The following is a 25082-nucleotide window of genomic DNA, read 5'->3' as shown; positions in this document are numbered from 1 at the left end:
AAAAGAGCAATGGAATTTCCATTGCTCTTTTCTTTTATTTGAAATAAAAATTTTATTTAACTTAGTTTTTGTTTGTCTTCTGCACTTAGTTTTTTCTGGTAACGACCTTGAACAACGTCTACAATAATTAAAACAGCCAAAACAAAGTAAAATGTTGTATTACTCATAGGTACAATTTCATTTCCGAATATTTTAATATGAGCTAAATGTCCTCCTTCGGTAACTAGCATGATACCAACAATAAAAAGGATAAACAATCCTAATACTTCATACATTCTATTTCTTGATAAGAAAACCGATATTTTATCAGCTAAAACAAGCATTAATAAGCCACTAAAAACAATAGCAATCGCCATAATAATAAATGCAGCAGTAGGATTTTCTATATCGCTAGTAAGTCCTATGGCAGCTAAAATAGAATCAAAAGAAAAAACTAAATTCATTATAACAATACTAGTTATAACAGCATTTGATGATTTCGTTTTTTTTTCGGTAGCCATTTCATCAACTTCAAGCCCTTGAGTAGAAATTAAGTGCCATATTTCTTTAATAGCAGTATAAATAATAAAACCTCCTCCTAGTAATACAATAATACTATGTCCGTTAAAAGCAAAGTGAATAATATTATCTATTCCACCAGTAAGAAAAGAAAATGGGTTTTTAAAAAAATCAATGATTGATACTAAAACAAATAATAAAATAATTCTTAAAGCAATTGCTATTAAGATACCAACCTTTCTAACTTTTTTCTGGTCAGATGAAGGTGCTTTTTTAGATTCTAAAGAAATATATAGCAAGTTGTCGAAACCTAAAACTGCTTGTAAAAGCACTAGCATAACTAGTGTAAAAATATACTCTAACATAGTTGATTTTTTATTGATTTATTGATTCTTCAAATATATCTGTAAAGTAACACATACACAATTGAAGTATAAAGAATTTTAAGTTTGATTATAATATGTAGGTATATAAAATACGTAAAGCTACAAAAGCAATTAAAATAGCGGTAGCCTTTTTTAATTGAAAAGGACTAAAGAATTTGTTACTCATTCTGTTTCCAATTTGCCCACCAATAAAAACAGTAATTAGTAACATAGAAGTTAAGTTCCAATCGATAAAAAAATCAGGATTAGCATATTGACCAATTAGTCCAGCAATAGAGTTTACTAAGATAAACAAGCTTGCTGTAGCTGCGATTTTAGAAGGCGTATCCCAGCGTATTAAATGAAGTAAAGGCGCTAAAAAAATACCACCACCAATACCAACCATACCAGATACGAAACCAATGAAGCCACCATATCCAGCATTTTTAGAGATGCTTAAATTTGTAGTATCTTGTTTAGATGAATTTAAATGTTTAGAAACCCACATTGTAATAGCCGCGAATAGTAAAGTAATTCCTAAAAGAATAAAAAAAAAGGTTTGATTAATACGTAAATAGCCACCTAAAAAAGCAAAAGGAGTGCTAAAAAAAACTAGTGGAATAACCTTTTTCCAATTATATTTTTTATGATAAATATATAAAAATACATTACCCGTAACTACTACGATATTACAAAATAATGAAATAGCTCTAATTTGTGAAAAAGCTAAACCAGTAAGTGCTAAAATTGCTAAATAGCTAGAACCTCCACCAAAACCGACTGAAGAATATAGCACGGCAACTGAAAAAAATAATAAAATAATATGCCAGTTGTGTGTAAGTGTTTGTAGAAAAAAATCCATAGAAAATCGAAAATACTAAATTAGTCATTCTTAAAGTGTTGTTTGTAGAAAAAATAACCATAAATTTTAAAAAAGGTGTAAATTGTTACACTTAAAAATAAATTGAAATTATGAGTAACTATCATATAAAGACTTTAGAAGAATATTTTCAGGTTTATAGAAAATCTGTACGAAACCCTGCATTATTTTGGGAAGAAATTGCAGAAGAGCACTTTGTATGGAGAAAAAAATGGAATACTGTTTTAGAGCATGACTTTTCAGAACCAAAAATAAAATGGTTTGAAGGAGCAAAACTAAATATTACAGAAAATTGTATTGATCGACATTTAAGAATAAGAGGAGACAAAACAGCTATTTTATTCGAACCCAATAATCCTGATGAAAAAGCAGAACACATTTCATATAAAGAATTACACAAACGAGTTTGTAAATTTGCTAATGTTTTAAAAGAAAACGGAATTAATAAAGGTGACAGAGTTTGCATTTATTTACCTATGATTCCTGAATTAGCAATTTCGGTATTGGCTTGTGCTAGAATAGGAGCTGTGCATTCAGTTGTATTTGCAGGGTTTTCTTCAGCAGCTTTATCAACTAGGATAAACGATTGTGAAGCAAAAATGGTGATTACTTCAGATGGATCTTTCCGTGGGAAAAAAACAATCGATTTAAAAGGAATTGTAGATGAAGCTTTAAATGATTGTGAATGTATTGAAACAGTTTTGGTTGTTAAAAGAATAAACACAACCATTCAAATGAAAGAAGGTAGAGACAAATGGTTGCAACCACTATTAAACGAAGCTTCAGAAGTCTGTGAACCAGAAATAATGGATGCGGAAGACCCGTTATTTATTTTATACACCTCTGGATCAACCGGAAGCCCGAAAGGAATGTTACATACCACAGCAGGTTACATGATTTATACAGCATATACCTTTAAAAATGTTTTTAATTATAAAGAAAACGATGTGTATTGGTGTACGGCAGATATTGGTTGGATTACTGGGCATAGTTACATTGTATATGGCCCATTAGCAAACGGAGCAACGACTGTATTATTTGAAGGAGTACCAAGTTATCCTGATTTTGGTCGCTTTTGGGAGATTATAGAAAAACATAAAATTAATCAATTTTATACTGCACCAACTGCAATTAGAGCCCTAGCAAAAGAAAAGTTAGAATTTGTAAATGCTCATGATTTATCATCGTTAAAAGTTTTAGGTACCGTTGGTGAACCAATAAATGAAGAAGCATGGCATTGGTATAATGATAATGTAGGTAAGAAAAAAAGCCCTATTGTAGATACTTGGTGGCAAACAGAAACTGGTGGAATGATGATTTCTCCAATGCCTTATATAACTCCAACAAAACCAACTTATGCAACTTTACCATTGCCAGGAGTACAGTTAGCATTAATGGATGAGAATGGGCAAGAAATAACAGGAAATCAAGTTGATGGACGTTTGTGTGTTAAATTTCCATGGCCAGGAATGGCAAGAACTATATGGGGAAACCACCAACGTTACAAAGAAACTTATTTTTCTGCTTTTAAAGACAAATATTTTACAGGAGACGGAGCTTTACGAGATGAGGTAGGGTATTATAGAATTACAGGAAGGGTAGATGATGTAATTATTGTTTCTGGGCACAATTTAGGTACGGCACCAATAGAAGATGCAGTTAATGAACATCCTGCTGTAGCAGAAAGTGCTATTGTTGGTTTTCCTCACGACGTAAAAGGAAATGCATTGTATGGTTATGTAATCTTAAAAGATGTTGGTGAAGGTAGAAATCATGATAATTTACGAAAAGAAATAAATCAAATAATTACTGAACATATCGGACCAATTGCTAAGTTGAATAAAATTCAGTTTACAATAGGTTTACCAAAAACACGATCAGGTAAAATTATGCGCCGTATCTTGCGTAAAATTGCACATAACGAATTAGATAATTTAGGAGATGTTTCTACTTTATTAAATCCTGAAGTTGTGCAAGATATTATTGATAATAGATTGTAAAGAAACATGAGTATAGTAAATATTAGAACTTACCTAGAAAAATCACTTTTGATTAATGATAGTGATTGGGAATTTTTTACCTCTAGATTAGTCCTAAGAAAAGTAAAAAAACGCACAAAACTATTAGAAGTAGGAGAAATAGAAAATTATATTTCTTTTATTGATAAAGGTGTTGTGCGTTTTTTTATACCAAAAGAAGATAAAGAAAAGGAAATTACTTTTGGGTTTTGTTTTAGTGATGAGTTTATAAGTGCTTATGATTCTTTTTTAACGCAATCTCCTTCACTATATGAGTTAGAAACACTTACCGATTTAGAAATGTGGAGTATGTCGTATGAAGATTTGCAAGAGGTGTACAAAGAAACTAGTATAGGAAATGCATTAGGACGGATATCTTCAGAACGATTGTATTTAATAAAATCTAAAAGAGAACAATCGTTGTTAAATGAAACAGCAGAAGAACGTTATCTTAAATTATTTGATGAACGACCAAAGCTAATTAAAGAAATTCCATTAAAATATATAGCATCTTATATAGGGGTTACAGCGCAGGCTTTAAGTAGAATTAGAAAACGAATTACTTAACTTAGGTTCATTTTTTTTGCCATACTAAAATTAGTTCTTTGTAAACTAAACTTACAAGAATGATAATAGTAGTTTTTATGATTATTTTATGGTATTCAGGATTGTTTTTTCAAACCTTTTTTTTACATAGATATTCAGCACATCAAACATTTACCATGTCTAAATTTGGTGAAAAAGCATGTTTTTTCTTAACATGGCTAACGCAAGGATCAAACTACTTAAGTGCTTATGGTTACGGTGTAATGCATAGATTGCATCATGCTTATGCAGATACAGAGAAAGATCCGCATTCACCAAAGTATGATGAGAATCTTTTTAAAATGATGTGGCGTACTAAAAATATTTATCAAGATATAAATAACAATAGAATTGCAATAGAAGATAAATTTACTAAAAACGTACCGCAGTGGAAGAGTTTTGATAATTTTGCAAGTTCTAAACTCTCTAGATTGGCTTGGGGAGCGCTATATGTAGTGTTTTTTGCCTTTTTTGCAACAGCTTGGTGGCAATGGTTATTTTTACCAGTTGCTTTTTTAATGGCACCAATACACGGTGTAATAATTAATTGGTTTGCTCACATTTATGGTTATGTAAACTTTAAAGTAAGCGATACCTCTAAAAATTTATTACCATTCGATTTTTTAATGATGGGAGAAGGGTACCATAATAATCATCATGCCCACGGAGGTCGAGCAAACTTCGGAGGTGTAAGATGGCATGAAATTGATGTTACTTATTGTATTATGGTTGTTTTAGATAAAATGAAATTAATTAAACTTAAATAAAACCTTTATCTCGCGCTATTAAAATTAAATCTTTATCATCAGAACTGTTAACACCAAAAAGTTGTTTTATATGACGTTTTCTTTTTTCAATAGCAGTAATTGATAATGGTACATTATTAGGTAAATCTTTCATTCGAGTACCTATCGATAATTCATAAATAATTTTTCTATCAATATCATCGATTAAGTAATCATTACTAATTTGACTTCGAAGAAGCTTCATTATTGTTTTACTATAATAAGGAGGTTCATTAATAACCTCTTGTATTGCGGTAACTAATTCTTGTGGAGTAATGTCGTTTTTAACAAGAAAGCCATCAGGATTTATGTTCTTTAAAATACTATGTACTCTATAATTATCATTAAAAGTTGTAGAAACTATTATTTTAGCTTCAGGTAACATTTTATTAATTAATAACCCTAGATCTTCACCAGATAATATTTTGCCATCCGCAGAAGCAGGAAGTCTCATATCTAAAAAAATGACATCAACATTTTTATGTGACTCCGCACATTCTTTAATAAAAGCAAAGGCAGTGTCACAATTATGGGCAACAGATACATCAAACGAAATATTTTCATTTTGTTGGTCTATGTAGGTAAAAGCACTTTTATAGGCTTCAGAAATTAATGGGTGATCATCAATAATTAAAGCAGTGTATTTTTTATCTGTCATTACTCAAATTTATAAGGTATTTTAATAATAAGTGAAGTTCCTTTGCTTAGTTCTGATAAGAACTCAACAGAACCATTTAGTTTTTTCACTCTTGACCTAATATTTTTTATACCAATTCCTTTTTTTCCTTTTTTTGAATTAAAACCAACACCATTATCTTTTAGCTCGATAATAATATGTTGGTCGTCTTTTGAAAAAGCTAAAGTAACCTTTTCTGCTTTTGCATGCTTAAGAATGTTTTGAAGTGCTTCTTGTATAATACGATATATATTTGCTTTTGTAACCTCATTTGTTGTTTTCCATGAAATTTCGTTATCTATATTAAAATCATAGGTAAAACCTCCGAGTTCGCTTTTATCTTTTAAAAGTTGTGTTATTATAAAGGTAAAGTTAACGGTATCGCTATTAAAATTATCATTTAATTTATGAGAAACATCTCTAATTTCTTTCTCAATGTCTTGTAACTCATTTAGAAGTGATTGATGTTTTTCTAAAACATCATCGTCTCCTTTTATGTTTAAAAAACCTAAACCAAAACGTGTTCCAAAAAGTTTACCCAATACACCATCGTGCAATTCTTCAGATATTCTATTACGTTCTTTAACCTTTTCTTCTTCTAGTTTTGCTTTTTGCTGAAGCGTTAAAATATACACTTCTTCATTTGCTTTTTGTTGTTCACTTTCTAATTGAAGTTTTTCATTTTTTACTTTTTGTACGCGTAAGAAGTATAATAAGCTTAAAATAAGTATCCCTGAAACACTTGTTACAAGTATCCAAATTTGTTGTTGATTTAAACGTTCGGTTTCTTCAATATATTCATCAGTTTCAAATTCTATACGAGTAAATTTGTTTTGTGTTCTACGTTCTGCACTAATCAAACTATCATTAAATTCAATATAACGATCTAAGTACTTTTTAGTATTTTTAGTATCTAGGTTTGCTAATTGTTTTAAGGTGGTTAAATAATCCCTACTGTTTCTTATCTTTTTAGCTAAGAGATTTGCTTCTTTTGAATATTGTAAAGCATTGGTGGTGTCTTTTACATATTTATAATAGTCAGAAATATTAATTTTAGAAAAAAGAATGTCTGTTTTATGACCAATGCTATCTCTTATTTTTAAAGCTTTGAAAAAGTCTCTTTTTATATTAAGAGTATCTTTCATTAGCAATTTACAATAGGCTTTATTATTAAGTGCCCTAGCATATTGGTTTTTTTTAAGTTTTTGACTTTTAATATCTTTATTATAATATTTTAAAGCTTTAGAGTATTGTTGCTTTTCTAAGAAAGCATTAGCTATATTAGTATAAATTCCAGGATATTTTTTTTTACTTTTTTTACTTTTTTTAAAATATGTTAAAGATTTTTTATAATAAAAAATAGCTTTATCATATTCTTTGATATCGTGTTGTAATAGCCCTAAATGATTGTAAGAACCATATAAATCATAATAATTATTTAATTCTTTGAAAAGCTGAATTGCTTTTACAGTTAATATTTCACTACCCACGTAGTCTCTGTAATTACCTTTAATACGAGCCATACCAAATAGAATTACTGAAGCTTCTTTTTTATTATTTTCTTTAATAAAGATGTCATAAGCTTTATTAAAATGGAAATAGGCTTTATCATATATTTCTAAATTTATATAATAAGTAGCATAATTCCAATGAGTATCTCCAATAGCATAGGTGTGTTTATTTTTTATAGCAGAGTTTAAAGCTATTTTATTTACTTTAAAAAATGATATAGTATCTTTTAATTCATAAAACTCATAGGCAATAGAACTAAGTTTTAAAGGAAGCTGTTTTTTATTATTTAGAATGTAGTTATATGACTTTACTAAAAAGTTAGATCTAGAAGTACTATCTAATTTTTTGTTTTTCGCTTTTTTTATCCAAATTTTAATGCTGTCATTTTGAAATTTAAAATACTTGGAAGCAGAAAAGCACAATTGATTTCCTATAGACAGGAAAAATATAAAAAGGGCAATTTTTTTGATAGATTTCAATAGTTGATTATTTTAAGCAAATCTAAAAAAAAAGCCTTTAACATTTGTTAAAAGCTTTTATGTTTATAAGGGGAGGTTAGTTACCTTTACCTCCATTGGTATCACTTCCGTTACCATCACCACCAGTATCTAGGTTGTTTGTGGTATTGAGTCCTCCAGAAATTAGTTCTGTGTTTTGAGCTTTAGTTTCAGGAACTAAATCTTCAGTAAGGTCAGTACAACCTGTGGTTAAAAGAATTAATAGGGTAATTATTAACGTATATTTTATAGTTTTTAAAGTTTTCATAATTTTAGTTTTTAAAATTTGACAATAGTTTTCCTTGCCGCATTTGCAGCTATTACAGTATCGAAATGTTTTTTTCGATGTCTATGTCTTGGTTAAATCAAGACAATAGTTTTCTAGCCCAAGTATTTTGGGTAGTTGTAGAATTGGATTGCTATTTAACATCAATCCGTGAAGACTCATTACTGTTAAGGCCTATTGAGTGCAACAGACTTCAGGAATTCTACTTTGTCATAAATAAAGGAAGCGTTTGTGGTTTTTAATGAACGCTAGTTGATTGTAGTTCTAAAATAGTAACATAATTTGAGTTAATGTGACTACTTTTAGGAAGCGTACTGATTTACTTAGTAAACGTTCCGTTTCATTTAGTTTGTGCAATTTTATCTTTTTCATAATTTTTCATTTTAGCTTCATTAAGATAGTGAAAAATAACGAATTACGCAAGTTTTTTAACATATACATGGTGCTTTAATCACCTTATAGTTAAAAACAAAAAAGACGCCTTTTAAGGCGCCTTTACGTGTATATTATTAAGTTGAACTATTAGCTCATCATTAAATATTGCTTTTCACAGTAAATATCCTTATCCTTTTTTATGTAATAATCAAATCCTCCTTTAAATAGGGTATTGATAGTTTCGTTTAAATAAATTAATTTCATAATTTTTAGTATTAATCAGTTAAATAATTATGATGCAAATATATATAAGTTTTGGAATAAAACAAGGAAAAATTAAAGTTAATTAGTTGACTGCTAGTTGTTTAGTTTGTTTTTAAGGCGTGGAATTTCACTCTAGTATTTTACCTAGAAATTGGGTTTTAATGCAATGTTTTGTAATTCAATTGCTTAGTAGTCAAACGATATTAGTTTATATGTTTATAATTAAAATTTCATATTTTAAAATAGGGTATAAAAAAAAGCGTCCAAGTAATTGGACGCTTTATATATTCTTAATTTTTATAATCAAATCATATTTCAAATTTGTTTAAATCAACATATAATGTCCGATATTGATAGATTACGCTATCAACACTTCCACAAAAACTAAATACTAGTTTTGTTATTATTTGTGGTATATGTAAATTCATTTTTTTCATAATGAGGCAAATATACGATATTTTAAAAAAATCATAAAAAACGATATATATCATGATTTATATAGCGTTTTACAAAAAAGTAAGGGAGCGCCTCACTAAAAGTAAGGGAGAACCTCACCAAGTTTTTATAAAGATGAAATATCTTTGTACCGGTTAAAAACTACACCTTGTTTAAAGGGTATATAAGCTAAAGGTTTATATTAATACGTCGGGGAAAATTCTATGAAAAAAATATTACTCTAACCAAAGTAAAAAAGAAAGCTAGTCAAAAAAACACCTATTTAGGTGTTTTTTTGTTTTTTATAATGAGTAATAAAGCTCAGTAGTTAAATATGTACAATTAAACATTTAGTTTTAAGTAGGGGCGCAACTCTTGTTGTTAGTTCGAGCATTATAGAAATAAAATGGTAATTTGATAGAAAGTAGTAATTAGCCTTTTAATAATAGGTTTCGACTGTACTCGATAGATACTTCTCAAGATGTTTTAATTAAAAAATAGGTAATTATCTACTTCGCTCTACTTTTTTATATAAAAAAATGATAAATCACAATTTATATGGTGTTTATAAAAAGTAAGGGGGCGCCTCACTAAAAGTAAGGGAGAACCTCACCAAGTTTTTATAAAGATGAAATATCTTTGTACCGGTTAAAAACTACACCTTGTTTAAAGGGTATATAAGCTAAAGGTTTATATTAATACGTCGGGGAAAATTCTATGAAAAAAATATTACTCTAACCAAAGTAAAAAAGAAAGCTAGTCAAAAAAACACCTATTTAGGTGTTTTTTTGTTTTTTATAATGAGTAATAAAGCTCAGTAGTTAAATATGTACAATTAAACATTTAGTTTTAAGTAGGGGCGCAACTCTTGTTGTTAGTTCGAGCATTATAGAAATAAAATGGTAATTTGATAGAAAGTAGTAATTAGCCTTTTAATAATAGGTTTCGACTGTACTCGATAGATACTTCTCAAGATGTTTTAATTAAAAAACAGGTAATTATCTACTTCGCTCTACTTTTTTATAAAAAAAAATGATAAATCACAATTTATATGGTGTTTATAAAAAGTAAGGGGGCGCCTCACTAAAAGTAAGGGAGAACCTCACCAAGTTTTTATAAAGATGAAATATCTTTGTACCGGTTGAAAATTGCACCTTGTATAAAGGAAATATAATCGGAGGGTTTATATTAATACGTCGGGGGAAATTCTATGAAAAAACTTTTACGCTAACCAAAGTAAAAAAAAAGAAAGCTAGTCAAAAAAAACGCCTAAAAAGGCGTTTTTTTTGTTTTCTACTTTTCAATATAAAAAAAATATAAAACACTATATAAATCATAATTTATATAGTGTTTACAAAAAGTAAGGGAGCGCCTCACTAAAAGTAAGGGAGAACCTCACCAAGTTTTTAAAAATAAGAAATATCTTTGTACCGGTTGAAAATTACACCTTGTTTAAAGGAAATATAATCGGAGGGTTTATATTAATACGTCGGGGGAAATTCTATGAAAAAACTTTTACGCTAACCAAAGTAAAAAAAAAGAAAGCTAGTCAAAAAAACGCCTAAAAAGGCGTTTTTTTTGTTTTCTATAAGTAGTAAATTCAAGATGTATGATCTTTCTTAAAGATAATAACTACACTTTTTGCTAATCTGTCATGTTAATTATAAATGGCATATATATTGACGAAAAATAGCTGAACTATTTTGTTAGCGTAAAAAATAAAATATGAAGTACCTAGATACAGTATCAAATAAGAATAAAAAGAAACCAAAAGTTTCTATTAGTAAAGCATTTAAAACCATTATATGGCCTAAAAGAGGATTGGTGTTTATTGGGTTAATATTAATAGTGGTGAGTAGATTGGCAAGTTTGGTTGCACCATTAAAAATTAAATCATTGTTAGATAATGTAATCCCTAATAAAGATTATGATGAATTATATTATTTATTATTTATTGTTGGTGCTGCTATTTTAATACAAGCTATAACATCTTTTTTATTAACACGTATATTAAGTGTTCAAGCCCAGTATTTAATTTCAGAACTACGAGCAAAAGTTCAAAAAAAGGTATTGTCTTTACCAATAAGCTTTTTTGATAATACAAAATCTGGAGCTTTGGTTTCTAGAATTATGAGCGATGTAGAAGGGGTTCGTAATTTAATGGGAACAGGATTGGTTCAATTAGTTGGTGGAACAATTACAGCAGTAATTTCTATGATTCTATTGATTAAAATAAGTCCATCGATGACATTATTTGTATTAATTCCTGTAGCTGTATTTGGATTGATTGCTTTAAAAGCATTTAAGTATATCAGACCTATATTTAGAAATAGAGGTGTAATAAACGCTGAGGTAAAAGGACGATTAACAGAAACCTTGGCTGGTGTACGAGTAATTAAAGCCTTTAATGCAGAAAAGCAAGAAAATGAGTCTTTTGAAAAGGGAGTTGATCTTTTATTTCAAAATGTAAAAAAGAGTTTAACAGCAACAGCTATTATGACTAGTTCTGCAACGTTTTTATTAGGAATTGCTTCTACAGGAATTATGGGAATTGGAGGTTATAAAATAATGGCAGGTGAGTTAACTGTTGGAGATTTTTTATCATTTACTTTTTTATTAGGACTAATGATTGCTCCTATTATACAGATGAGTAACATTGGTAGCCAATTAACAGAAGCTTTAGCTGGTTTAGATAGAACAGAGGAGTTAATGAATATGGAGGCTGAAGGAGATGATGAGGAAAGAGTTATTGAACTAGGAGATGTTAAAGGAGAACTTGTTTTTGAAAATGTTTCTTTTTCTTATGAAGAGGGAAAAGAAGTGTTAAAAGATATTAGTTTTCAGGTTCCGTCAGGAACTGTAACCGCTTTGGTTGGTAGTTCAGGTTCAGGAAAATCTACAATTGCTGGTTTATCAGCAACTTTTTTAAATCCAAAATCAGGAAAAGTAACAATTGACAACCATGACATGTCAAAAGTTCAATTAAGTTCTTATAGAAAAAACTTAGGAGTTGTTTTACAAGATGAATTTTTGTTTGAAGGAACTATTAGAGAAAATATTTTATTTCCAAGACCAAATGCAACCGAAGAGGAGTTACAAAATGCTGTAAAAGCTGCGTATGTAAATGAATTTACCGATCGTTTTGATGATGGATTAAATACATTAATCGGTGAAAGAGGGGTTAAGTTATCAGGAGGTCAACGACAACGTTTGGCAATTGCAAGAGCTATTTTAGCGAACCCGAAAATTATTATTTTAGATGAAGCTACTTCTAGTTTAGATACAGAAAGTGAAGCACTAATTCAAAAAAGTTTATCAGAGTTAATAAAAAATAGAACGACCATCGTAATTGCGCATAGGTTAAGTACCATTAAACAAGCAGATCAAATACTAGTTATTGAAGCAGGATCGATAGTTGAAAGAGGTACACATGATGAATTGATAGCTGAAAAAGGTAGATATTTTGAGTTATATACCTATCAAGCGAAAATTTAATAATTCGCATTATAAAGATTAAACTCAGTTATATTGTAAAGGCGTCTCTAATTAATAGAGACGCCTTTTTATTTTATAATTAGGCAGAACTTCTGTAAGTTTACTGTCAATACCCGACTACATTTTATATTAATAAAATAAGAGTTTAAAAATGAGAAAATTAGCCTTACTAATAGCTATTACTGTAATTTCTTTTTCATGTAAAAATGAATCAAAAAAAGAAGTTATGAAGAAAGAAAATGTAAAAGAAGTAATTAAAGTAAAAAAATATCCAGAAGCTTTAGCTGCTGTTTTTGAAAAGCATGGAGGAATTGATAGTTGGAATAAAATGAAAACATTATCATACGGTGTAAATGGAGAAGAGCATACCACCGATTTACATTCAAGAAGAGCTGTTGTTAACTCTTCAGACTATTCTTATGGATTTAATGGAGAAAATACTTGGGTTTCAGATACTACGAAATTTAAAAAGGATCCAAAATTTTACTACAACCTATATTTTTATTTTTATGCAATGCCATTTGTTTTAGCCGATGATGGAATTGTATATTCTGAAGTGAAGCCATTGGAGTTCGAAGGAAAGAAATATCCTGGTTTTAAAATATCATACAAAGCAAATGTAGGTAACTCATCAGATGATAATTACTTTATTTATTATGATGCTACAACAAAAGAAATGAGTTGGTTGGGATATACTGTTACTTATTTTAGTAAAAAAGCTTCTGATAAATTTAGTATTATTAGATATAATGATTGGGAAAATGTTAACGGTTTTTTATTGCCAAAATCTTTAACTTGGTACCAAAAAAATGAACAAGGTAATCCAACAGAACCAGCAAGAGAACCTACAGTGTTTTCATTGCCTTTATTAAGTAAGGCATCGTTAGCAGATAGCTTTTTTGAAAAACCAACAAAATAAATGAACAACCAAAAATATACTTGGAAAAAAGAGTACAGCATCGTTTTGCTTGCAAATGCAGTTTATATCATATTGTTTTACATTATTACAAACTTATACACTAATTAGAATATGCAAGTAATCGATTGGATTGTACTTTCGTTAACATTATTATTTATTGTTTTTTACGGAGTTTGGAAAACAAGAGGAAGTAAAAATGCTGAAGAGTATATTAAAGGAGGAAGTGATAGTAAATGGTGGACGATTGGGTTGTCGGTAATGGCAACCCAAGCGAGCGCCATTACATTTTTATCTACACCAGGACAAGCATTTCATAGTGGTATGGGCTTTGTTCAGTTTTATTTCGGATTGCCAATAGCAATGGTTATTATTTGTTTGGTATTTATTCCGATTTATCATAAATTAAAAGTTTACACTGCTTACGAGTATCTAGAAGGTCGTTTTGATAAAAAAACAAGAACCTTAACAGCTATTCTGTTTTTAATTCAAAGAGGCTTAGCAGCTGGAATTACAATTTTTGCTCCCGCTATTATTTTATCAGCTGTGTTAGGTTGGGATTTAGTAATGCTAAACATCATTATTGGTTTTTTAGTAATTATTTATACTGTTTCTGGAGGAACAAAAGCAGTAAGTGTTACTCAGAAACAGCAAATGGCAGTGATTTTTGCAGGAATGTTTATTGCTTTTTATTTAATACTACAATATTTACCTGACGGAATAACTTTTACAAAAGCTTTAGAAATTGCTGGAGCATCTGATAAAATGAAAGTTATAGATTTCTCTTGGGATTTAAATAATCGTTATACTGTTTGGACAGGAATTTTAGGTGGAACTTTTTTAATGCTTTCTTACTTCGGAACAGATCAAAGTCAAGTACAACGTTATTTATCAGGGAAATCTGTTCGAGAAAGCCAGTTAGGTTTAATTTTTAATGGATTATTAAAAGTACCAATGCAGTTTTTTATCTTATTGGTGGGAGTAATGGTGTTTGTATTTTATCAATTTAATACAGCTCCTTTAAATTTTAATCCAAAAGCAAATAATGCAGTTGTAAATTCAGAATATGCATTAGAATATAAAGATTTAGAACAGCAGCATATTCAAATAGAAAATAAAAAGAAAACCCTAATTTTTGAAGGCTTAACAGATGAAAATAAAAAGCAACTTCAAGAATTAAACGAACAAGATAAATCAATAAAAAAACAAGCAAAAGCAGTAATTACAAAAGCAGATGCTCAGGTAGAAACAAATGATAAAGATTATGTTTTTATACATTTTATATTACACAATTTACCAAAAGGTTTAATCGGGTTATTATTGGCTGTTATTTTATCAGCAGCAATGTCGTCAACAGCTTCAGAATTAAATGCCTTAGCGTCGACAACAGTAATCGATTTATATAAGCGTAACGTAGGTAAAGAGTACGATGATGCACATTATGTGAAAATGACTAAATTGTTTACTTTAGGATGGGGAATTTTAGCTATATCTGTTGCTTGTGTGGCTAATCTATTTGATAACTTAATTCAGTTAGTAAATATTATAGGTTCTATTTTTTATGGAAATGTATTAGGAATTTTTCTTTTAGCTTTTTTCTTTAAATATGTGAAATCGAATGCCGTTTTTATCGCAGCAATTATTACACAGTTACTAATTATATATGTTTGGAAAGCAGATTGGTTACCGTTTTTATGGTTAAATGCTTTAGGAGCAGGTTTAGTTATTTTAATAGCCTCTGTATTACAACTGTTTTTTAATAAGAAATAAGAATGATAACAACTAGAAAAGCTACTTTAATAGATTTACCAATTCTTCTAGAATTTGAACAAGCGCTTATTAATTTTGAAAGACCTTTTGATGTTACTTTAAAGGACGAGAAAATATCATATTACGACATTAAAGCAATGATTTTGTCTGATGATGTAGAAGTAATTGTGGCTGTAGATGAAGAAAAAATTGTAGGTTCAGGATATGCGAGAATTGAAATAGCAAAACCATATTTAAAACATCAAAATTTGGGGTATTTAGGTTTTATGTATGTCAAAGATTCTCACAGGGGTAAAGGAATTAATAAATTAGTTATTGATGCTTTGTATGCTTGGACAATTTCGAATAATATATTTGAAGTTCGATTAGATGTATATGCTGATAACCCAGGAGCCATTAAAGCTTATGAAAAAGCAGGGTTTAGTAAGCATTTAATTAATATGAGAAGAGGTTTAAAATAAATTATTTACTCTTTTTTATTCAAATATTTTGCAGTATAAGCACCCATACTAAAACAAGCTTGTAATAAATAACCTCCTGTTGGTGCATTCCAATCTAGCATTTCACCAATGCAGAAATTATTTTTAAGTTTATGAAGTTCAAAGTTTTCATTTACTTCATTTAATGAAATTCCACCAGTAATAGAAATTGCCTCATCTAATGGTGCAGCACTATGTATAATAAATGGTAAAGCTTTTATTTTTTCTGATAATATATTTTTATTAGTAAATTCTTCTTTTGTTAAATTAGTTTTTATAAGATCTATTTGAGACGGACTTAATTTTAGTGCTTTCTTAAGTATGTCTTTTACTGTTCTTAATTGCGAAGCGTTTATCTTCTGATTTACTTCATTAAGACTAAACATTGGTTTTAAATCAAGATAAATCGTTGCTGTTTTTTTTATTGAAAGTTGCGATTGTATTTCAGTGCTCAAGGCATAAATAGCATTTCCCTCTAATCCGAATTTAGTAGTAACTAGCTCACCTTTTTGTGTTTTATCTAAGCAAGATAAAGCGATGTTTTTTAAAGGTTGTCCTTCGTTTTTTAAGATGAATTCTTTCGGCCATTTAATTGCATATGCACAATTTGCAGGTAAAAAAGGAAGTGTATTTATTTCTTTGTTTTTAAATGTTTCTAACCAAGAGCCGTCAGAACCAGTAATTTTCCAACTAGCACCACCCATTGCAAAAATGGTATAATCAGTATTTATAATTTCATTGTTATTAAAAATTAATTCACCTTTAATATTCCAACCTTTCCATTCATAATTGTATACCAATTGAACACCTTTATCAATTAAAAATTGTTTAACCTTGGTAAGAACTTCAATAGGCTTAATCCCTTTTTCAGGATACACTCTGTTACTACTACCCACAAAAGTTGGAATACCAATAGTTAGTAACCATTTACGTAAATCATCATTCGTAAAATGTAATAAGGCTTGTTTTAAAAAAGTATCAGGAGTATATCTTGTAATCATTTTATTAATAGCTTCTCCGTGGCTGAGGTTAAACCCGCCATCACCAGCAACAAGAAACTTTCTTCCTAACGATTTCTTTTTTTCATAAATAGTAATATTAAATTTATTAGGATCTAAGAAAGCAGCAGTAATAAGAGCAGAAGAACCTCCACCAATGATCGCTATTGATTTTTTCATAAAACAAAGTTAGCATTTGTTTTTTAAGAGGTGGTAAAAATAGTTTATAAAACCAAAAAATGCCCACAATTAAAATAGTGGGCATTTTATGATATATAAACGAAATTAATTTTTTACTAAAATAAGAATTACATTTTAGATAAAAAATCTTTATTCATTTTAATATAGTCTGCATTTCCTGCTTTTTCAGCACCAGCTAAAGATGCTTTTGCAGCTTTAATAGCTCCTTTTTTATCTCCAGCTTTTGCTAAGATTAATGCTTGTTGACGAGAATACCAAAAACGAGGCTTGTCTTTAGTCATATCAACTGCTTTGTTAATCCATGTTTTAGCTTTCTTAATATCTTTTCCTTCATCTAAATAATACTTTGCAGCACTAAAATAATCTCCAGCAGATGGTCCTTGCATTGTTTTAGCAATACTAGCTTCAACTCCCTTGTCAGTAGGTGTGTTAAATTTAACACCTACATAAGCGTTTTCCCATAAGATACCCAAAACAGCAGAGCCGTTTGTAATATCATCAATAGAAAGCGTAAAAGTTTCTATTTTCATAGGCATTGGTTGAACTTTTGCAGTAGTTGATAACGCTACTTTACTATCGTCCCATTTTCTAGGAGTTCCCCAGTTGTCAGCATCAGTATAAAAAATAATTTCCCAAGAATCTTTTGCTGGTTTTGTATATAAAGCATAAGTTCCTTTCTTTAATTCTTTTCCGTCAATAGTAACGTTACTACTAAAGGTTACTTTTGTGTTTGCATTTGCTCCTGTTCTCCATACTTTATTAAAAGGAACTAAATCTCCAAAAATTGTTCTACCTCTCATTCCTGGTCTAGAGTAGTCAAGAGTTACATCTGTTAAGCCAACTGCTTGTTCTAATTTAGAAGAAGGGCTAGGAGCTGGAGTTTTTATTTGAGCATTTGTAGTTAGAGTTATGGCAGCTACAAATAAACTTAAAACTATTTTTTTCATGATAATTGATTTAGGTTATATTCTTGATGCTAAATTTACAAGGAATTAGATAGTTAAATGTTAACGAAAACTTAAAATAAATACCAAGTTTTTAATTGATATTTGCAACATGAAAAAATACATTTCAGAATTAATAGGAACTTTTGCTTTAGTTTTTTGTGGTACAGGCGCAATGACGGTAAATGAAATAACAGGAGGAAGTGATTTAACACATACAGGGGTTGCTATAACTTGGGGGTTAATTGTAATGGCAATGATATATGCTTTTGGAGAAATATCTGGAGCTCATTTTAACCCAGCTGTAACATTAGCTTTTGCTTTTTCGAAACGATTTTCTTGGAAAGAAGTTCCGAAATATATTATTGCGCAGTTACTAGGAGCATTATTAGCAAGTCTTATTTTATGGGTGTTGTTTCCTGCAAGTGAATATTACGGAGCAACGATTCCTACATTAGAGCCATGGCGGGCATTTATTTTAGAAATATTATTAACTTTCTTTTTAATGTTAACTATTATTAATGTTTCTACTGGAAGTAAAGAAGTTGGAGTTATGGCAGGAATTGCTATTGGTGGAGTTGTATTATTAGAAGCAATGTTTGCAGGGCCAATGACAAAAGCCTCTATGAACCCTGTTCGTTCTATTGCACCAGCTTTAATATCTGGTCATTTAGAGCATTTATGGTTGTATATATTAGCTCCAATTTTAGGTGCTTTATTAGCAGTGATTTCTTGTAAATTAGTAAAAGACGATACTTGTTGTAATGAAGGATGTTAGTATTTTAGGTTGTGGTTGGCTAGGGAAACCTTTAGCTATATTTTTAAAAAACAAAGGTTTTAAAATAAAAGGATCTACTACATCAGTAGATAAGTTGACCATTTTAGAGGAGGACGAAATTTACCCTTTTTTAGTTGATATTGATGAGGTTATTGAAGAAACTATTCAACCTTTTTTAGCATCTGAAATATTGATTGTTGCAATCACTTCAAAGAATCTTTTGGGTTTTAAAAGTTTACTTAAAGAAATAGAGAAATCTCCTATTAAAAAAGTACTTTTTATAAGTTCTACTTCAGTATATCCTAGCTTAAATAGAGAGGTTACTGAAGAATGTGCAACAATAAACGCTCCTTTAGTTGAAATAGAAAATGCATTTAGAGAAAATATAAGTTTAGATACAACAATAATCCGTTTTGCAGGATTGTTTGGGCAAGAACGACGACCAGGAAATTGGTTTAAGGATAAGAAAATACCACATCCAAAAGGTTTTGTAAATATGATACATCAAGATGATTGTATCGGTATTATTTATCAAATAATAAAACAAAATAGTTGGAATGAAGTATTCAATGCTTGTTCAAACCATCATCCAACACGAGAAGAATATTATTTAAATGCTCGAAAAATATTAAAAACAGCACCACCAGTTTTTGACGACTCTTTTCCTTTAAAATATAAAATTATTAATTCAGATAAGGTACAAAAACAATTGGGTTACACTTTTATTTACGATGATTTGTTAGCTATTTAAGCGTTATTCATTCAATATCAATTGCTCTATTTTACTATTATCGTTTTTATTTTGAACGTGCTTTGAATTTTCTAATAAAATAGTGTTTTTTAAAGACGGAAAAATCTTCTTTGCACGTTTAAGCATTTTTACCCCTGGAAACATAATATCTTTTTTTGCAGCAATTATGGTAATTGGTGTTTTTAGTAATGCAGCTTCTTTTTGTTTTATTACAGGAACGGGAGTGAAATCCATTTTAAAATGTAAAAACACTTTAGATAAATAGTTAAGAGCAAATTCGTCTTTATCTGTGAAAAGTGTATTTAAAAAATTTTCAAGATATTTTCTTTTTTGAGTTTTTATATATCGTTTCATTGGAATAAATACCTTGAATAATGCCACTAATGGGTTTCCATTCACTATAAATGCAGGAGCTGATAAGAATATTTCTTTGATATTACTTTCATCTTGAATTAATGTTTTTAGAATTATTAATCCACCAAATGAAAAACCAGCCATAGTTACATTTTTTAATTCAAGCTTATTAATTAGTTCGTTTATCCATAATCCATAACTGTTATCTTTCATACTTAATCTAGTTTCTGCACTTTTATTTGGTTGCGCTAAAACATCAATTGCAAATATTTGAAATTTTTTAGAAAGAGTAGGGTAAGTTTCTAAGGCGATCGGAGCACAGCCGTTTGATCCATGTATTACTATTAAAGGAGGTTTTGTAGCGTCTCCAACTATAATAATATTGGTTTCTCCAAAATTGGTGTCAATCAATTTATACTTATATGTTATTTGTAATTCCTTTAACTTTTGATTGTAAAGATTTATTATTTCTTTTTTTCCTAATCCTGACTTGTATAATGATGCCATTTTGTATTTTTAGGACAAATTTACTAATAATATTTTTTTAGGACAAGTTTACTAATGAGTAAAAGAAAAAAAATGATTTTAGAAACAGCAAGAACACTTTTTAATAAAAGTGGTTATAGTCAAGTAACTATAAGAATGATTGCTTTAGAATTAAATATGAGTTCTGGTAATTTAAACTATCATTTTAAAAAACGAGAAGATATATTCGAAGCTTTGTATTTTGAAATGGTTTTAGAATTTGATGAAAGAATTGAGAGCTTACCAAATATAGACTTGTCAATGGCTCAAATTAGAAATGATATTGAGCATAGTATGAGAAGAATGATTGCTTATAAATATTTTTGGACAGATTTATATAATCTTTTAAGTGTTAGTGAGAAAGTAAAAAAACATTTTACAGAAGTTTATAAAAATAGGGTTAATGGTTGCTTGTTTTTGTTCAAAATGATGAAAAATAAAAACTTAATGAAGGATGCTTCTTTTAACGTAGAATACAATTTGTTAGCAGAAAGGATGATTAATTATGGGAATACTTGGTTGTATTCTACTGGGCTTTATTCTATTATTTTGAAGGAAACAGCGATAGATAATCAAGTAAATACACTTTTTAGTATGTTGTATCCATTTCTTACTGATAAAGGTAAAAAAGAGTTTAAAAATGTATTACCAGATTTTTTTGATTGATATGTGATTGAGTCAATTTGTATAAAAAGCACTTTCCTTTTTTATTTGTTTTAAATAAATGGGTAAATTATTTTTCATTAATTTTAATCCTTTATCATAAATATCTACTAGATATACCTGTTCTTCTTTCATTCCTTTTTTAATCCATGCTTTTTCAGCTTTTAAATCTCCTTTTCTAATAACAATAAGCTCATAATATATAATATCAGAATCTAAATTGGTTATCGTTACTTGATTAAAGTCTGAAATTTTCGGATCATTATTTATATTACGTTGTCCAATATCAGCGCCCATAAATACGTTACAATTCGTGAATTTATAATGAGGGTTATTATTATCATAATTTCGATAAGTTCTTTTATCTCCATTTTTAAGTATAAATTCTTTTATTTTTTCAAACTCTTCAAGGTTTATTAAACTTGTAATGTTAGTGAAATTCATACTTAATTTTTTTTTCAAAAGACTCTTTTGAGAATATGAAGTATAACTCATTACAAAAAGTATTATTAGAGGTAATATTTTGATTGTCTTTGTCATTTTTTCTAATTATCAATAAGGTTTCTTTTATTACCAAAGCGTTGCATGTGTAATATAGGCTAGTAGGAGTATTAAATACGTGTAGCTTTAAGTTGTTGGTGTTTATTGGTTTAGGTTCGTTTTAAGTAAGGGTGATACCTTAAATAATTAGTGCTAAAGTGGTTTCAATTCATTAAATAGTAAAACCATTTATTTTGTTATTATTTATAACAAAATAAATGATTTGATTGTAAATATACAGCCCTCTTTATTTAGCCTAAAAGCACATTAGATCATAGGCTTTGTTATGAGCTTTTCCCTGTATCGATTAGCTTAATTTTAGGATGTTTTTTTTATCCCCATCCATAATTTGTATCGTTAAATATAAATTCTTTCATTAATCTTATAAAAAGGCCTCCAACTCCGAAAGCTATTTCATCTTGTTCTGGAAAATCATCATTGTCTTCAACAATTAATCCATGGTCAGCTATTATAATTACAGGTTCTCCTAAAGCATTTTTTCTTTGATAATCCCAAATAATCCAATTTTGACCAGCGTCACAAAATCCTTGGTGTATTTCCTCATCACCTTCAAGCTCTTCTAACATAAATTCAGACGAAGGAGCTTCACCATCATAGCCGTAAAAATCTATGTCATTAGGTACTCCATCGCCAAATGTTATTGTATTGTGCATTCGAACTATAGTTTTATAAGATTCTGGTGTTTTTAAGTTTGTATCTTTAAAATCACCGTTATAAGCAGCTCCAAAAGTTATAGAAACTTCCTCTTCTTCATCATTATTAAAATAGATGTTTAAATCATCTTCATATTTTACATTAACAATTTTAGTAGAAATTTCTTTTAATATTTTAATACATGCAGGAGTTAAAGCCCAAGGTTTAAAATAAGTTACAAATGCATTTGCTAATTCTACGCCTTCTAACGAAGATAATTCTTTTGGTGTCATAGTATTTTTTTATGTTTAATTTTTATGATACACAAATATCTTATTCTTCAGATAATTTATTCACCCTGTTTCCAGTGAAAAAATTGCAAAATATTTCTCATAAAGGGTTTGTGTAATAGAAATAACTGGTTTAAATGTACCTTAATAAAGTGTTTAATTTAAAAGTGAAAACGGTTTGAGTACTCACTCAAACCGTTATATATGTAAGTTACATTATTATCACATAACAAAATTTCCACTATCTTTTTCATCTACCCAACGTGATATAGATATATTATTAGAATGTTGATGGCTAGATTGATGGGCAATAATCTTATCGTTTTCAATTACCATAATAAAATTAAGTTTGTAACTTGTTACAGAACCTCCATTTTGCCAAGAAATCTCATAAACACCAGAATCAATTCTTTGGCCATCTGTTTTGTTTAAATATATTTCTTCTTGCGCAAGAGACAATCCATCCATTTTAAATAATGTAGCATAGTAATCTTTTATTTCTTCTTTGTTTCGTCTTATTCTACTTGAAAAGGATGGAACTAAAACAGCATTATTGTGATATAAAGACATTATTCCTTCCAGATTTTTACTGTTTACATTTTGTAGCAGTTTGTTGTATATTGGTACTTGTGGGTCAGCAAGAGCATCTTCATTATCTAGTTTAAAAATGGTCTTTTCGGTAAAAGAACTTTTAAACTGGTTCCAAACTTCTTGATTTGATTTACCTAATCTTCTCATAAAAATGAACTGAATAATAGCATGTGCAGTTAATACAATGAGTAAACCTTCGAAAATTCCTAGTTTAAAAACTAATAAACCGCAAACAGCTGCAAGAATCAAGGCGTATCTACCTTCTGCTCTTACGTGTGAAATATTAGCGACCATTTTCCAACCAGAGTAAACCATAATAATTCCTAATGCATATTCGGGTAAAGTTGTTATTACTATTGGAAAAAGAACTACTAAAAATAAAAAAGCTGCTGTAAATAAATTAGAGAGCTTTGTTACTGCCCCAGCTACTGTATTAGTTGTACTTTTTGCTAGACCATCTAAATTTGTCATTCCACCAAACAAAGTAGCTCCAAGATTCGCAATCCATATAGCCAATAAACTATTATTAGTGTCACATTTTCTCTCTAGAGGATCCATTTTTTCTATGGCTACGTTGCTCATTACTTGCTCTATAACATCTATTGTACCTAACATCATGGCAAAACCGATCATTTTAAGAAGCATTAAACTGCTTTCTGAACCGCTCATATCCATAAAATGGGGTAGTGGAAGTGATAATTGAAAAGGTATCGATTCTATAGATATTTTAGGTAAATCAATAAAAAATGAGATTCCTATACTTGTAGCCATAATAATGAAATAAGGCAATGCAGGCATTTTTTTCTTGTAGTATTTGTAAAGTAAGATAAATATAGCAAATGAAATAATAGATAGAATAGCTACTTTATCTCTGTTAAAATTTAACCAATCTATGTGTATCCAATCACTAAAATTGTGTAACTCTCCAGATTGTAACTCGAATAAAAAAGGCACAAATTTCAGTGCTATTTTAAGGCCAACACCAGCCAATAAGCCTTCTACCAAATAATGCGGAACAATTCGTAAAATGTATTTTTCTAATCTAAATTTCCAAACGATTATTTGAAAAACAGAAGTAAGTAATATTACAAAAGGCATATTCTCCATTCCGAAACTCATTACTCCTAAAGCCATTGCAGGAGCTAAACCTGCGGCAACTCCAGGCATTCCTGTATAGTTACCAGGTTTTATTAGGTAGGTGATAAAACTTACTATTCCTGCAAAAATTGCAGTATAAAGCCCTATCATAACAGGGTAGTCAGACATTAAACAAATTCCGACTGTTAATGGAACTGCCATAACTCCTGTTACAGTTCCTGCTAATGCATCTCTTTTGAGATACATAAAAATATTTTTTGTATTCATTTTTTGTTGACTCTAAATTGACTGTGTTAATGCACACTGAACAAACTATCAGTTTGCACTTATTAAAATGTTAATTTTTTAAAATGAGATTATCTTGTATTTTAGATAAATCGTTTATTAAAAATTAACAATCAATTTTAAGGCAACAATAAAGGATAAAAAGAGGGTGTTTTTGAGAGCGTTTTTTTGAGTTTAAAACTAACGAAGAAGTGTTATCAAAATATTGAGGATAAGGTGTTAGAAAAGCTAAAGTAGCAATTCTATTATTCCCTCCATCATCAGAATTAGAAACATCTACATCAGACGATAATTCATCAATCTCAGAAATAGATTCTTCAAGCTCAGTTTCAACAAAAGATTGATTAAAAATAGAAGAATCATTTACGCTAATAGTTAAGGAAATAATTCCTAGAACTAGTAATGAAAAAATAATATGCTTCTTGATGAATTTCATAAACGAATGCAAATGTAAAAATTGTTTTTTGAATTTTTCTTGTTTTTTAATTCAAGTTAACGTTAAATAGTAATTTTATGAAAAAATATAAGCTCAAAATACTGAAAGATATTACTTTTATCTTAGTATAGTATTGTA

Annotated in this window: 22 protein-coding genes; 10 read left to right on the top strand and 12 right to left on the bottom strand. The window is 29.2% G+C overall.

Annotation, left to right across the window (positions count from 1 at the left end; genetic code table 11):
• Positions 1-56: 56 nt before the first annotated feature.
• The gene (locus CXF68_RS18110) at positions 57-863 is read right to left on the bottom strand and encodes a TerC family protein (RefSeq protein ID WP_101046504.1); all 807 of its coding nucleotides are present in this window, start codon (positions 861-863) and stop codon (positions 57-59) included.
• 88 nt (positions 864-951) lie between these two features.
• Complete coding sequence (locus CXF68_RS18105; RefSeq protein WP_101046503.1) at positions 952-1725, bottom strand: sulfite exporter TauE/SafE family protein; 774 nt, start codon at positions 1723-1725, stop codon at positions 952-954.
• Positions 1726-1835: 110 nt separating this feature from the next.
• Here CXF68_RS18105 and acs point away from each other — a divergent pair, with 110 nt between their 5' ends.
• From acs to CXF68_RS18090, 3 genes are read left to right on the top strand one after another with little or no spacing between them, the layout of a single operon-like run.
• Positions 1836-3743 carry an acetate--CoA ligase gene (gene acs / locus CXF68_RS18100; RefSeq protein WP_101046502.1) on the top strand — a complete coding sequence of 636 codons (1908 nt, stop codon included), beginning with the start codon at positions 1836-1838 and terminating at the stop codon, positions 3741-3743.
• 12 nt (positions 3744-3755) lie between these two features.
• Entirely contained in the window at positions 3756-4328 is a 573-nt protein-coding gene (locus CXF68_RS18095) for a Crp/Fnr family transcriptional regulator (protein WP_101047591.1), read from the top strand.
• A gap of 59 nt (positions 4329-4387) precedes the next feature.
• Positions 4388-5113, top strand: coding sequence for an acyl-CoA desaturase (locus CXF68_RS18090; protein WP_101046501.1), 726 nt, complete (start codon positions 4388-4390; stop codon positions 5111-5113).
• On the opposite strand, the gene CXF68_RS18085 is transcribed toward CXF68_RS18090, so the two are convergent.
• The 3 genes from CXF68_RS18085 to CXF68_RS18075 form a co-directional block, all read right to left on the bottom strand.
• Positions 5106-5789 (bottom strand): response regulator, encoded by a 684-nt coding sequence (locus CXF68_RS18085; protein WP_101046500.1) that lies wholly within the window; start codon positions 5787-5789, stop codon positions 5106-5108. The two genes, CXF68_RS18090 and CXF68_RS18085, sit on opposite strands and share 8 nt — an antisense overlap.
• Complete coding sequence (locus CXF68_RS18080; RefSeq protein ID WP_157822001.1) at positions 5789-7798, bottom strand: ATP-binding protein; 2010 nt, start codon at positions 7796-7798, stop codon at positions 5789-5791. The genes CXF68_RS18085 and CXF68_RS18080 overlap by 1 nt, the downstream gene beginning before the upstream one ends.
• Positions 7799-7874: 76 nt before the next feature.
• Complete coding sequence (locus tag CXF68_RS18075; RefSeq protein ID WP_101046498.1) at positions 7875-8084, bottom strand: hypothetical protein; 210 nt, start codon at positions 8082-8084, stop codon at positions 7875-7877.
• 2817 nt (positions 8085-10901) lie between these two features.
• On the opposite strand from CXF68_RS18075, the gene CXF68_RS18070 reads away from it, so the two are divergent.
• From CXF68_RS18070 to CXF68_RS18055, 4 genes are all read left to right on the top strand, one after another.
• Entirely contained in the window at positions 10902-12671 is a 1770-nt protein-coding gene (locus tag CXF68_RS18070; protein WP_101046497.1) for an ABC transporter ATP-binding protein, read from the top strand.
• 151 nt (positions 12672-12822) lie between these two features.
• Positions 12823-13590: a hypothetical protein gene (locus tag CXF68_RS18065; RefSeq protein ID WP_101046496.1), complete on the top strand. Its 768-nt coding sequence runs from the start codon at positions 12823-12825 to the stop codon at positions 13588-13590.
• Positions 13591-13701: 111 nt separating this feature from the next.
• Positions 13702-15357, top strand: coding sequence for a sodium:solute symporter (locus tag CXF68_RS18060; RefSeq protein WP_101046495.1), 1656 nt, complete (start codon positions 13702-13704; stop codon positions 15355-15357).
• 2 nt (positions 15358-15359) lie between these two features.
• Positions 15360-15818, top strand: coding sequence for a GNAT family N-acetyltransferase (locus tag CXF68_RS18055; RefSeq protein ID WP_101046494.1), 459 nt, complete (start codon positions 15360-15362; stop codon positions 15816-15818).
• A gap of 5 nt (positions 15819-15823) precedes the next feature.
• Here CXF68_RS18055 and CXF68_RS18050 read toward each other — a convergent pair whose 3' ends face one another.
• Together CXF68_RS18050 and CXF68_RS18045 are read right to left on the bottom strand one after the other, a co-directional pair.
• Entirely contained in the window at positions 15824-17014 is a 1191-nt protein-coding gene (locus CXF68_RS18050; protein WP_101046493.1) for an NAD(P)-dependent oxidoreductase, read from the bottom strand.
• Between the two features lie 128 nt (positions 17015-17142).
• Entirely contained in the window at positions 17143-17982 is an 840-nt protein-coding gene (locus CXF68_RS18045) for a DUF2911 domain-containing protein (RefSeq protein WP_101046492.1), read from the bottom strand.
• A 109-nt stretch (positions 17983-18091) separates the two neighbouring features.
• On the opposite strand from CXF68_RS18045, the gene CXF68_RS18040 reads away from it, so the two are divergent.
• Both CXF68_RS18040 and CXF68_RS18035 read left to right on the top strand, forming a co-directional pair.
• On the top strand, positions 18092-18757 hold the full coding sequence (locus CXF68_RS18040; RefSeq protein ID WP_198553854.1) for an MIP/aquaporin family protein: 666 nt from the start codon (positions 18092-18094) through the stop codon (positions 18755-18757).
• Complete coding sequence (locus CXF68_RS18035) at positions 18744-19508, top strand: NAD-dependent epimerase/dehydratase family protein (protein WP_101046490.1); 765 nt, start codon at positions 18744-18746, stop codon at positions 19506-19508. Before CXF68_RS18040 ends, CXF68_RS18035 begins: the two co-directional genes overlap by 14 nt.
• 3 nt (positions 19509-19511) lie before the next feature.
• Here the strand turns inward: CXF68_RS18035 and CXF68_RS18030 are convergent, their stop codons facing one another.
• On the bottom strand, positions 19512-20369 hold the full coding sequence (locus tag CXF68_RS18030) for an alpha/beta fold hydrolase (protein ID WP_101046489.1): 858 nt from the start codon (positions 20367-20369) through the stop codon (positions 19512-19514).
• A gap of 54 nt (positions 20370-20423) precedes the next feature.
• Between CXF68_RS18030 and CXF68_RS18025 the strand changes: the two genes are divergently transcribed.
• Positions 20424-21053: a TetR/AcrR family transcriptional regulator gene (locus tag CXF68_RS18025; protein WP_101046488.1), complete on the top strand. Its 630-nt coding sequence runs from the start codon at positions 20424-20426 to the stop codon at positions 21051-21053.
• A gap of 12 nt (positions 21054-21065) precedes the next feature.
• Here the strand turns inward: CXF68_RS18025 and CXF68_RS18020 are convergent, their stop codons facing one another.
• From CXF68_RS18020 to CXF68_RS18005, 4 genes are all read right to left on the bottom strand, one after another.
• Positions 21066-21494: a hypothetical protein gene (locus CXF68_RS18020; RefSeq protein ID WP_157822000.1), complete on the bottom strand. Its 429-nt coding sequence runs from the start codon at positions 21492-21494 to the stop codon at positions 21066-21068.
• A gap of 428 nt (positions 21495-21922) precedes the next feature.
• A complete protein-coding gene (locus CXF68_RS18015; protein ID WP_101046486.1) occupies positions 21923-22537 on the bottom strand; it encodes a hypothetical protein in 615 nt (204 codons plus the stop codon).
• Positions 22538-22756: 219 nt separating this feature from the next.
• Positions 22757-24469 carry a SulP family inorganic anion transporter gene (locus CXF68_RS18010; protein ID WP_198553853.1) on the bottom strand — a complete coding sequence of 571 codons (1713 nt, stop codon included), beginning with the start codon at positions 24467-24469 and terminating at the stop codon, positions 22757-22759.
• 145 nt (positions 24470-24614) lie between these two features.
• Positions 24615-24944, bottom strand: coding sequence for a hypothetical protein (locus CXF68_RS18005; protein WP_101046484.1), 330 nt, complete (start codon positions 24942-24944; stop codon positions 24615-24617).
• Positions 24945-25082: the final 138 nt, after the last annotated feature.

The organism is Tenacibaculum sp. Bg11-29, assembly GCF_002836595.1.
Lineage (GTDB): Bacteria > Bacteroidota > Bacteroidia > Flavobacteriales > Flavobacteriaceae > Polaribacter.
The sequence above is the reverse complement of the archived record's forward strand: the minus strand, read 5'-3'. Positions and strand labels throughout refer to the sequence as shown.